Consider the following 11,737-nt stretch of genomic DNA (forward strand, 5'->3'; position numbering starts at 1 on the left):
GTTGTACAATAGGAGAAAACGAGTGTCGGAAAGAGGAGAACAAGTCATGCGAGATGTGCAAAAACGACATCGCAATCTCCCGCAGCGTACACCAGAGATGTTGTACAACGTGGTGCGCAAATTTTACCGCGGAGCTGTCAGTCATTTTGACTTGATTCAGGAGAAAAAGCAGGAAGCACGGGCGGCCTTGGAAACTGGTGACCACGACAAAATCCGTGCAGCCGTACACACGTTATTTTTGGAGTTCCATTTTTATGTGACCTGCTGGCTCCAGATTGAGCTTGCCCTGTATCGGCTGGCGCGTCAGGATGAACGCCTTGCGCAAGTGATGGAAAGATACCGACCATCGTTGGAAAAGCATGTAGCGGTACGGCAACTGCTGGATCAAACGGAGGCTTGTGTGGAGGCGCAGTTTCAACCAATCGGAGATGGATGGTCCTGCGTGCAGAAGGATGCTTACGTGTTTGGCAGTATTATTTTTACAGTGGATGAAGAGAGTCTGCGAGATTTGCACGCCGTGTATCAGGCGATTTGGGAAAATGTAGATTGCTGAACCACCGATAATAAAAAGCGTGACCGTCGCGATGGATGGTCACGCTTTTCTCATTTAGAAAGTGCCAGGGAAGATTGATCCTGTATGTGGAGCAGCCTGACCTGGAGCGTTCAATTGGCGCACCTCTTGTACATTCGTGCCAGCAAAACCTGGAGTGAAGACAGATTGTGCTCCCATGCCGATTGTATTAGCAAAAGCCTGCTGTTGGGGTTGAGGCTGCTGTGCTTGCAGACCGAATCCGGTGTTGTTCAATTGGCGTACTTCTTGAACATTGGTTCCGGCAAAGCCCGGGGAAAAGATGCTGCCAGCGTTTCCGGCTTGGTTCACAAATCCAGGTTGTCCAGCGAAGCCAGTTTGACCTGCGAAGCCAGTTTGACCTGCGAAGCCAGTTTGACCCGCGAAGCTGTTATAGCCAGCTTGATTTCGCGCCTGAACCTCTTGAACATTAGTTCCAGCAAAGCCAGGAGAAAAGACCGCGTTCGCTCCACCAAATGCTGGTTGATACGATGGCTGCGCTGGGATGTACTGGGATGCCTGATTTTGACCAAAACCAAATTGTTGCTGTTGTTGTTGTACTGGATAGCTAGCATTTTGTTGTCTTACTTCTTGTACATTGGTATTCGCAAAGCCTGGGGAAAAGATGGATTGGGCACCACCGACTCCGCCACTGAAGGATGCAGCAGATGAAGGCGTTCCGAGCGATTGTGCATGGCCGCCTTGGTTCCAATATTGTACTTCTTGTACGTTGGTTCCGGCGAAGCCTGGTTGGAACATCGAACCTGCAGGGCCTACTGCTCCAAAAAATTGCGGTTGTTGCTGGGATTGCATCATATTGTTATTTGTGTAGGTCATGGTTAAGACCACCTCCATGGATTATTTTTTCCAAGCTCGATTTTGTCATGCATCCGATAACGAAAAAAACATGCCGGAGTCTAAACGGCATGTTCCTTTAAAGCAAAACGTGAGACTTGCCTCATTGTTCAGTGCTACCCGCACGTACAGCCAGCATGCCGATTCACCTTTTGCGGTAGCGTTTATCTACAACCAGGAAGGATTGACCCATTATAAGTCAACAGCTTGGGGGTCAATCGCGTCAGCCAGTCGTTCGTTGGGTGATGCGCCGTTCCCCTTCCTGACGGGCAAATCGCACGAAGGTCGTCTGTGAATCAAAGTGCTGCTCGACTCCTTTATCCTGCGGCACTCCCTCGCTTGCCTGGCAAGTGGGAGACATGTTGTGCGTAGTGGATCAAATTTGATAGCGATAATCGTCGAATCGATGGTTCATCGAATTTCTCCGGCTTTGCATTTGCTTCAAAGAGCCATAGTTTTCCTTCTTCTGTCAAGCCAAGGTCCATCGACATCTCAGCCAAATCCGTCCATTCTTCATTTAATGATCGTGCGATAGCGAGCGCTGTATCGTGAATGTGTCTTTCCATTTGCTCGTGATGATTATGAAACAAGGCTTGCATAACGGTTGATAACGAGTGGATTGAGCCGCCGCGTGGCACATGAGTGGTGATGCTTTGCGAGCCGGACCTTCTGATGCCAACCCCGGTTACACTCCACTCGCCCTCGCCATCTTTCTGTACGAGGACGCGCACATCAAAAGGTTTGCCGTTGTAACGGGCACGACGGATACCTTGCTGCATGATGTACTTTTGCTGTTTGACATGAAGTCTAATATGCTTCCATACTTCATTCAAGTTGGAAAAGCGTCGAGTAATGGCCTTATGCTCCTTTAACCGTTGCAGGAACCACTTATCGTTTTTGAAATCAATGCGCATAATTCCCTGACCAGCTCTACCGCGCACAGGTTTCAAGTAGACAAAGCGATGTTCTGTGCAAAAGCTTCGAAAGCGAGCCAAGGTGTCCAGCTGTTTCGTCTCCGGTAGAAAGGCTTGCACTTCCAGGTGGGACTCAAGCATCGTAAACAGCTGCTGCTTGTCAAAAAAGCCGCGATTAAACAATGTGACATTTGGCATCTCATGTATGCGGTTCAATGCTCTTCGGACTTCAGGTCGCCGTTCTGCTTTTCTCGTCGGAATTCGATTGTAAACCACATGGGGGAAAGGCAGAATCACCTCTTGCCACGAGTTTAGACGATTGTTGTACAAATAGCCGCGCACCTTTTTCTTCTCCCAATTGATTCCTTGTGGAGTGAACACATAGACGAGTGCACCCCATTGCTTTCCCGATTGAGAAATATCTTTGAAGTTCTCTCGGTTTCCTAAAAATGCTGCCCCTTCACCAACAGTCAATATGCCAAATAATGGGCCAAGCTTCAGGGAGTCGTCCGCCATTTTCCAGTTAATGCGTGTACGAATGCGGCTTGCTTGCACGCGGGGTAAACCAGCGTATATCCGTTTCGTATGAGAAAAGGGACCAAGACTGGCGACCAGTGGCTTTGGCGAGCGTTTAAGGACTAGCCGAGGTAACTGTACGAACCATCTACCGCTAGGGAGGATCGTCAGCCACCCGGAGCGCTGCTGAAGCATGGTGTTCCTCCTTCCTGAAAAACGGTACAGATCGCGTGTGACTAGAAATTGGCCAAGTAACAGCTATAATCGACGAGCAGCTTGCGTGATTCTTGATCAGCCTGCCTGAGACGGGCGTGCTTGAAAATAGAACGGCCAGGCTTGGAATTCGCTTCGAACATCCAGACATGACCTTGCGTATCAATCCCCATGTCCAGCCCCAATTCGCCTAAATCGATTCCTTTTGCCAGTTCAATCGCGGTAGCGAGTCGGATCGAGGCATCGGAAATTCGCTGGGTCATGAGGGCTTTTTGTTTGCCAAACAGGTGTTGTAACAGGTCATCGCCGGGGATGACAGTTCCACCAGTGCGTACGTGGGTAGTTACGCTGCCAGAACCAGCAACCTTGGCTGCCGTGCAGGAGACGACCCACTCATTTTGCTGATTTTTATGCAAGTGAACACGGAAATCAAACGGTCGTCCATGGAAGGTCATGAGCGAAATGCCCTGTTGTGCCAGATACGCACTGACCCGGCGACTACGGAAGACATGCTGATAAAGGCTGGACAGCTTGGAAAATTGTCTTTTGACATTGCCGCTGCCTGTATGATAAGAGGCAGTAAAGCCACCGCCGGCCTGGCGAACAACTTTGACAATTCCGTACCCGAGACTTCCATTTTTGGGCTTCAAATAAACGATAGGGTATTTACGAAGCAAGTTTCGAACTGTTGTAAGGGACGGAGAGGTGTAAGTCTCCGGGATATGCTCATTCACTTCTGGATTCGGGTACAGCAGTTGGTGCACGCCCCATTTGTTAAAAAAGCCCTGATTGAACATCGGTAAATTGGGGTAGCTGGCGAGTCGATACTTGAATTCCTGAACGGCTTCATGTTTTTCTGCCGAACGAGAGGGAATGCGATCATAGACGACGTCGGGCATAGCGGTAACATGCTTTTTCCAAAAGTATCCACCTGACTTGTTTCTACGCAAAAACCACGCTTTGACCGTATTGGATTCCCAGTCCACATCGTTTGGGGAAAATATATAGTAGAAAACGCCTTTCCCTTCTTGTGCCTGTAACAAATTGTAAAAAAACGAGGTGCGAGAGCCAATTGGTTGCTTGGGATCTCGTCTGATGCCAGTCGTAACGATCCCGATGGAAGGACCGATCCGGAGTGCGGAGCCCTCTAGTTTGAGCTGGATCAAGCCAGGATGAGGAATGCCCAGCTCCGTTTGCAAGAGCGTTGTCACTTTCATGACGTTCGTATCCGGATTGCGTTTATCTTGTAAGACAGTTGCGACTACTTCCTTTTTACCCAGTAAGACTTTAATTTTTTGGCGTTGCCGTAGCTGTAGCTGTTGGAAGAGAGTAGCTGGCAGGATAATCCCACTGATACGTGGGTTGGAAAGGAAGCGAAGCCGCATTCTGAACGTTTCCATGCTTTAACCTCCTACACGCTCTTTCATGAGATATTGGGCGTAGCGAACAGGCTGAGTAATCGAATGCAGTTGCGCAGTCGGGTCGTCAATCATGCGAAAAACAGTTCGCCCTGGTCTGCTGTTTACCTCGATGATCCAAACATTACCTGCGGTGTCGATGCCAATATCGATTCCCAGCTCAACGAGTCTGCCGTGTGACTCTTCCAAAAAACGGGGAAGTTCTTCCGCCACTCGGTTGATTGTTTGCTCGATGCGTGCCGCTTTTGCGGATGTGAAGTGAAGGGGCAGGAAAGAGGCCAGAGGTGTTGCTTTCCCTCCTCCGTGCAAATTGGAGGTGATACTGCGTTTGTCTCCCAGGCGCACAGCTTTGCCCGTTGTTCCCCATTTACCCAGCCCGTTTTTTTGAACGAGAACACGGACATCGAATGGGGTACCATCCGGGGTATGCAACTCCAAATAGGGCTGTACCAGGAACTTGCGGCCGGCAGTAAAGACTGACACAAAATTTTTTAATCCGGCAGTGTCATGAATTCGCCTGGTGAAAGGTTTATTGTCCCGGTTTCGTCCGGAAGCTTCATAGCCACTGCGCATTTCTTTGATTCTCACGACGCCAATACCGTGAGTTCCCGCCATAGGTTTAATGATGGCTGCCCCGTATTTTTCCAAGGTTGCATGAAGCACAGGATATGAGAATATTTCAGTAGGTGGTAGCAGCGGGGCGAGGAGAGGGGACTTAACGAGCATCTGGTGCACCTGCCATTTTCCAGACAGACCATGCCCCAAAAACGTAATGTTGCGATCGTTTTGCAACTTTTCCACAAATGGTTTATAGTGGCGATAAGATGGGCCCACAAAGCAACGATCATAGATAAAGGTGGGGATTGGGAAGTCTTTCGCGTGCCAGGACCCATTGCGATATTCGAAGCCTTTTACCATACGCGTGGAAAAGTTAACCTGACGTGGTGAAAAAACGAAGACGCGAATACCGTGCTTGCGTCCATAGAGCGTAAGCTTTTTGTAGTACCCTTTGTCTACAAAGTGGGAGCCTTGGCACCGGGCCATGATGCCAAGACTTCTCTCGGATGCTGTCATGTAGGTCACCTTCGCCTGTTATTGTTGCGTTTCGGTTTTCTTTTTATCGTCTTTTGTGGTTGAATGGTCCGGGGAAAACCACTTAGAAAGGCGGAATAATCCAGCATGCGAATGACAGAAGGGCGAGCACGCCGAGGCAGCTCTTCGGCACCCTCAGGCAGCGGAACAGTTTTGGCTGACTTGGATGGCTTGCTGTTGACCTCCAATAGCCACACCCGTCCATGGACGTCGACTCCCAGATCAATTCCGAATTCTGCGTAATGCCCAGGCAGTGATTCCTCTAAAAGGATTGCGAGCTTCAGTGCTACGGCGTGTAACGTTTGGGGAGAAGGTCGAATCGCACTCGCCCGAGGTCCACATACTCGCAGCGCCTGAAGGGGAGTCATCATCTGCCCGCCTCTGGATATATTGGAAACAATGCGGTTTAATCCCAGGCGAGCGACCATGGAAGTGACGGACCATTCGCCTTTTCGGTCTTTTTGCACCAATACACGAAAATCTGTCGGTCGTCCTTGGATGCCGATTAACGGTAACCCTTGCTGCAGCAAATAGGATGTGCCTTTTGTCCTTTTTTGCAAATACTGATGTAAGCCCTGAATGCTAGCAAATGATTTGCGCAATCCTCCTGGGAACGCGAGCTGGTATCCCTCGGGCGAACTGCGAACTCGAATGATCCCGCGCCCCATGCTTCCGTTAGCTGGTTTTGCATAAACGGTGCGATAGGTAGATAGCATTTGCCGCAGGTCTTCCTGTTTCAAATAACGAACCATACTGGGAAGATGTTCGGAGGCTGTCGGTTGATTCTCGAGTGCGGCGTGTACATGCCACTTATTCAAAAAACGCTCGTTAAAAAAGGGAATGGAAGCGTCCTTGCAGCGTTGAACCCAGTTGGCCATCTGTTCGCTTCGTTCGCGTTGGCGGGATACGAGCCGGTTGTAAATGCATTGCGGAAGCGGAAGTAAGGTCTGTCTCCAGACGCCTCCCTTTCTGACGAGGCCGCGCACGATTCCTGCATCCCAGTTGACATCCTGAAGCCGAAATGCGCAAAGGATCCCTCCGCGTTTGCGGGTGATATCGGACATCTCATGGAAGAAAGAGTTTAGGTGTCCAAACGGTCCTTGCGAGACCGCTGCATTGTAGCCTGAAACAAGAACACCTACATACGGTCCGAAAACGATTATTTTCTGACTCGCATCATAACGGACTAAGAGAGGAACGCCCCTGGGTAGATAAAGTGATTGAGCTAAAGAGGGTCGAATGAAGGTTTTACCCGAGGTTTTGCCTCCCCGTTCCCAACCGCCTACACGTGCGGAAACGGTTTTGCTCCCAAATTGGACCGCAATGGTGGATGGTGTTGAAAGATTCCATTTGCGCAAGTGCGCCTGGGGCAGGTAAAGGTCTACTTCCGATATTATCTCGTTTTCGACAACGATTGTTGGAACGTAGGACATGAGTATCCCCTTCCCATCAGGCAAAGTTAGTCTATGGTATGAGCATCCAAAACGTTTGGTGCCATGTAGAGAAGAGAGGTTGTTAGGATTTATGAACGCTTGGATACTATTAGTGAACATTGCAGTAGGCTCTGTCATCGGTGGAGTGACGAATGAGTTAGCCATCCGAATGCTGTTTAAACCAGTAAAACCGTGGTATATAGGCAGATGGAAAGTGCCTTTTACCCCGGGTTTGATCCCGAGAAGACGGGACGATATCGCGATACAAATGGGCAGACTCGTCGAAGAACATTTGCTGACGACAGAGGGGGTCAAGCGTGCGCTGAACCAAAGTGGTTTGGAGAGCACACTGACAGGATGGATGAACACCATCGCTCGGGATTGGATGGCAGATGAGCGTAGTCTGCGTCAAGCATTGCTCACGGTGATGCCACAGTTATTTAAGGAAGACGGAACGTGGAGTGAGGGTGTCCGCGCGCCTATCGAGTCGAAATGGGGTACCTTTGTCGATCAGGTTCTGGCACAATATGAAGAGAAAAAACTGCGAGAGTTGGTAACGGACAATGGACGCGAGCGTTTGGATGCTGCACTTGGCAGTGTGAGCGAATTACTCTTGAAACGTTTCCGTGAATATTTGCATTCCCCGGAAGGCCAGCAAACCTTGCAAAACATGGTTCGCGGATTACTCGGTGGAGGCGGAGGCATGTTTGGTGGCTTGGTCGGGATGTTTCTTGGGGATGACAAGATTTTGGGCAAGATTCTCCCGTATCTCGATGAGCTTTTGCAAAGCAGAGAGCTTTCAGAACGCGTGCACCACTTTTTACATAAGGAAGCGGACAAGCTCTTGGACAAAAATGTGGGTGAAGTGGTTGCCTGGATTGGGCGAGATCAGGTGGACGATTGGGCGCGGAAGCTCTTTGCCAAGCTGGAGGAGCAAAGCCTGCGCATCGTGGACGAGCCTCTGTCTCGTTTGACGGCGCCTATTTCTGAAACGGTGACAACGGAACTCGTTCCTCGTTTGGCCAAGTGGATGGTGGACACGCTGCAACAAAACATAGAGAGAATATTTTCGCGCCTGGCCATCCGGGATATTGTTACCCGGCAAGTAGAGGGTTTCCCGATTGAAAGAATTGAAGAGATGGTAGTCGGAATCTCAGGCAAGGAATTCCGTATGATTACCGTGCTTGGATTTATCCTCGGCGGGATTATTGGGCTTGTCCAAGGTATATTGGCAAATTTACTCAGTTAAACAAAACTGAAAAGAAACTGTAACTGTGTTGTAATAATCCTGTAATATTCCTTGGGTATGATAAAAGCACGATGAAAACCCCCTTAATGATATACTTTCTGGTCGGTAGCTTTCGAAAAAGCTACCCTTTTTTTTTGCCCCGCCTTCGGGTATATTGGTCGAAGGAGCGCACGTACATGGAACGGGTGGGAGAAAAGGAAGGGGGAATAGCAATATGGCAACGAAGCATGAACAAATCTTGCAACATATTGATCGCCTTCCGATCGGTTCGAAGATTTCCGTGCGGCAGATCGCGAAAGACCTGGATGTGAGTGAAGGGACTGCATACCGCGCGATCAAGGAAGCGGAAACACAAGGATACGTCAGCACGATTGAGCGTGTCGGTACGGTGAGAATCGAGAAGAAGCAAAAGGAAAATATTGAACGTTTGACCTTTGCGGAGGTTGTGAACATCGTCGATGGTCATGTGCAAGCCGGACGCGAAGGCTTACACAAGACCTTGAATAAATTTGTAATAGGGGCCATGCAGCTCGAAGCCATGATGCGCTATATCGATGCCGGGAGTCTCTTGATTGTCGGTAACCGCTATCAGGCGCACAAAATCGCTTTGCAGCAAGGGGCTGCAGTATTAATTACCGGGGGATTCGATACAAGCGAGGAAATCAAGCAGCTGGCTGACCGCTTAGCGCTGCCAATCATCTCTTCTAGCTACGACTCCTTTACGGTAGCTTCGATGATTAACCGGGCCATTTACGATCGCCTGATCAAAAAAGAAATCGTAATGGTTGAGGATATTTTGAAGCCGCTAGCAGAAACGCCTGTCTTATTGACTTCAGATTCTGTTGCCAAGTGGCACCAGTATACGGAGCTGTATCAGGACACGAGATTCCCCGTTGTTGACGAGCAGATGCGGCTGATCGGGATTGTTACCTCCAAAGACATCATCGGTCATGAGGAGACTGCAATGATCGACAAGGTCATGACGAAGAACCCGATCACGACCTCGCCGCGGGTATCCGTAGCGTCATCTGCGCACACCATGGTGTGGGAAGGAATCGAGCTATTGCCTGTCGTAGACAATCATCGCAAGCTCGTAGGGGTCTTGAGCCGCAACGACGTGTTAAAAGCACTGCAATTTACAGCTAAGCAACCACAGATGAGTGAAACGTTCCCGAATCTGATCATGTCCCATTTCCGTGAGGAGCGACAGGCAGATGAGATGGTCTATCTGGGGGATGTGAGCCCACAAATGACCAACCACCTCGGTACGATTGCCAGCGGAATCATGACGACGGTCATGGTCGAGGCTGCTTGTAACCTGTTGCGTCATCATCGTCGAGGAGACATGGTACCGGAAAATATCACCGTCTATTTCCTGAAGCCAGTCCAGATGGAAAGCCATATCGAAGTGAAGCCGCGCCTATTGGACATCAGCCGCCGCTTCGGAAAAGTCGAAGTATCGGTATTCCATGGCGAACAGCTCGTGGGGCAGGCTATGATTACGGCGCAAATAATTGAGCGTTAGAAGAAAGGAACAGTCTCTTATGGACTGTTCTTTTTTGTGTTGAAAAGTGGCTGTAGTGGGGGAGAAGAAGCGCATTTCCAGTCTACGCTTCGGCCTCCGCCCCGCAAGGGGTGTGAACTGTCCGCTTCGGAATAAATGGCGGGAGCGCTTCAAACGTTGAAGTTTCGAGGAAGTATTCCATAAGTGAAGCTTAAATTCCCCGCCATTTATTCCTACGCTGAGATGGGCTCCAGAGGCGCTTGGACTGGAAATGCGCTTCTTCTACGCAGCTTTGGTAAAGGCATCCTGAAAGTTAATTCATGAGGCGAAAATCATCCTGATAAACGAACAAATCAAGCCGCAACTAAACAGACAGCCGATTCAAGGAAAAAGGAGAAATAAGCGAGGCTCTTTGGGACACCAGCCGAGGCGCAGTGGAAAAAGGGAAACACGCCTTTAAGCGTCCACCTCTGAACATGCTCCATGGGGAGGACTACTTTGGACGCGGTTTCCCTTTTTCCGCTGCCACTAACAGCAACGGTTAAGGGTATTTTAAACGTCCTAGAATTGACAGGAAAAGCAATGCAACTTATCATCTAATTAGAACATCATCTAATTGAAACGATCAATCAAAGAAAGGAGTACCCCATTTTGCAATTAGACCAACTCGTCACCTTTTACAAAGCACTCGGAGACCCGACGCGCGTACGCATTCTCGCGATTTTGGCAAATGGCCCCCTGCATGGACAGGCGTTGGCAGGCAAGCTCGGTGTGACACCTCCCACTATTACTCACCATATGGCAAAGCTTCGGGAAGCAGGTGTCGTTTACGAACGGCGTGATAAAAACACCATTTACTTTTACCTGCACGAAGCCAATGTAAAACGCCAGTCGCAGGCAATCGTGAACGTCATGGAAAAAGCAAAGGATTCGACAGCAGAGGACATTTTTGCACAAGACAATTCTCATGTTCAAAGGAGGCATCAGATGGCAGCGGAAAAAATGCAGGTCATTCGCAGCTTCATTACGTCAGATGGCAAGCTGAAACAAATCCCGTCCCAGCGTAAGAAAAAGCTGATCGTCTTTGAATACATGGTTCGAGGGTTAGAAAAAGACCGCAAATACAAGGAACCAGAGATCAACGAATACATTCGCCAATTCCACGAAGATTATGCTACGATTCGCAGGGAATTCATCATGAATCATTATATGTATCGGGAAGAAGGCATCTACGAGCTGAACCCGGAGGAAATGTGGGCAAAAGCCGAAGACCTGCAATAGCTGGGAATCGTTCCCTCCTGAACTGAACAGAAAAAAGGACAACCTTCGGCACTGCCGCTCAGGTTGTCGAAGCAATAGAATGTCACACAAATCCATTATAGCGAGAGCTCTATCGGGTTTGTATGATAAACAGCTGGGAATAGAGGAAAAGTATTTCCAGCGTTGCTTCTCCCCAAATGAAAAAGGCATGTGAACGTAAATTTGTTCTCATGCCCTTTTTTTATACCCCTTTTTTCAATTCTGCTTGCCAAGCTGTACGATAACGGAAATAATTGCGCGTTCCCAAAAATAAATTCATAGCCCCTACAATCAGCATGATCAATGCAACGACAATGCGGATCGTATCGAGCGAATCAAAAGTAAACTGATTGATGCCGAACAAAGAAACGAGTATCCCCAATGACACATTCATCTTCCCCAGCAGCATACGCGATTCAAGCGGATGGATGCCTCGTCTGCGAGCATGGATACTATAGTAGACGCTGGCTACTAGGGAAGCGAGAATACCGGTCATGTAAAAGGCAGACCACATAGATGGATTCATCCTTTCTAGCCATTCTGGTATTACCCATCCTACCAAAATCAGGGGATAACGGTCAAACACAAGTAAGAACGTTTGTTCTTATCGTCCGTATGGGCTATACTTCCGGTATAATGTAAGAGAGAAAGTTTCAATCGTGAAAAGTGAGAGGGG

The 11,737-nt window shown here is 49.1% G+C and carries 11 protein-coding genes; 5 read left to right on the plus strand and 6 right to left on the minus strand.

Going from position 1 to position 11,737, the window contains the following annotated elements:
- The first annotated feature begins 46 nt into the window (after positions 1-46).
- Positions 47-553, plus strand: coding sequence for a hypothetical protein (locus tag FO446_RS07145; protein ID WP_173608887.1), 507 nt, complete (start codon positions 47-49; stop codon positions 551-553).
- 54 nt (positions 554-607) lie between these two features.
- Here FO446_RS07145 and FO446_RS07150 read toward each other — a convergent pair whose 3' ends face one another.
- Positions 608-1,405, minus strand: coding sequence for a hypothetical protein (locus FO446_RS07150; protein ID WP_237900233.1), 798 nt, complete (start codon positions 1,403-1,405; stop codon positions 608-610).
- A 124-nt stretch (positions 1,406-1,529) separates the two neighbouring features.
- Here FO446_RS07150 and FO446_RS07155 point away from each other — a divergent pair, with 124 nt between their 5' ends.
- Positions 1,530-1,718 (plus strand): hypothetical protein, encoded by a 189-nt coding sequence (locus tag FO446_RS07155; protein WP_229087978.1) that lies wholly within the window; start codon positions 1,530-1,532, stop codon positions 1,716-1,718.
- A gap of 22 nt (positions 1,719-1,740) precedes the next feature.
- Here FO446_RS07155 and FO446_RS07160 read toward each other — a convergent pair whose 3' ends face one another.
- The 4 genes from FO446_RS07160 to FO446_RS07175 are packed head-to-tail and all read right to left on the minus strand — an operon-like array spanning position 1,741 to position 7,009.
- On the minus strand, positions 1,741-3,048 hold the full coding sequence (locus FO446_RS07160; RefSeq protein WP_173608884.1) for a YheC/YheD family endospore coat-associated protein: 1,308 nt from the start codon (positions 3,046-3,048) through the stop codon (positions 1,741-1,743).
- Positions 3,049-3,089: 41 nt separating this feature from the next.
- Positions 3,090-4,466 (minus strand): YheC/YheD family endospore coat-associated protein, encoded by a 1,377-nt coding sequence (locus tag FO446_RS07165; RefSeq protein WP_173608883.1) that lies wholly within the window; start codon positions 4,464-4,466, stop codon positions 3,090-3,092.
- Positions 4,467-4,469: 3 nt separating this feature from the next.
- Positions 4,470-5,558 (minus strand): YheC/YheD family endospore coat-associated protein, encoded by a 1,089-nt coding sequence (locus FO446_RS07170; RefSeq protein ID WP_221867554.1) that lies wholly within the window; start codon positions 5,556-5,558, stop codon positions 4,470-4,472.
- Between the two features lie 5 nt (positions 5,559-5,563).
- A complete protein-coding gene (locus FO446_RS07175; protein WP_237900236.1) occupies positions 5,564-7,009 on the minus strand; it encodes a YheC/YheD family endospore coat-associated protein in 1,446 nt (481 codons plus the stop codon).
- A gap of 91 nt (positions 7,010-7,100) precedes the next feature.
- On the opposite strand from FO446_RS07175, the gene FO446_RS07180 reads away from it, so the two are divergent.
- From FO446_RS07180 to FO446_RS07190, 3 genes are all read left to right on the plus strand, one after another.
- Entirely contained in the window at positions 7,101-8,258 is a 1,158-nt protein-coding gene (locus FO446_RS07180) for a DUF445 domain-containing protein (protein ID WP_232774680.1), read from the plus strand.
- A 214-nt stretch (positions 8,259-8,472) separates the two neighbouring features.
- Positions 8,473-9,783, plus strand: a complete 1,311-nt coding sequence (locus FO446_RS07185; RefSeq protein WP_137030251.1) for a DRTGG domain-containing protein — start codon at positions 8,473-8,475, stop codon at positions 9,781-9,783.
- Positions 9,784-10,413: 630 nt separating this feature from the next.
- Positions 10,414-11,043: a DUF2087 domain-containing protein gene (locus FO446_RS07190; RefSeq protein ID WP_237900237.1), complete on the plus strand. Its 630-nt coding sequence runs from the start codon at positions 10,414-10,416 to the stop codon at positions 11,041-11,043.
- 220 nt (positions 11,044-11,263) lie between these two features.
- Here the strand turns inward: FO446_RS07190 and FO446_RS07195 are convergent, their stop codons facing one another.
- Positions 11,264-11,575 carry a YtpI family protein gene (locus FO446_RS07195; RefSeq protein ID WP_173608878.1) on the minus strand — a complete coding sequence of 104 codons (312 nt, stop codon included), beginning with the start codon at positions 11,573-11,575 and terminating at the stop codon, positions 11,264-11,266.
- Positions 11,576-11,737: the final 162 nt, after the last annotated feature.

This window comes from Brevibacillus brevis (genome assembly GCF_022026395.1).
Lineage (GTDB): Bacteria > Bacillota > Bacilli > Brevibacillales > Brevibacillaceae > Brevibacillus.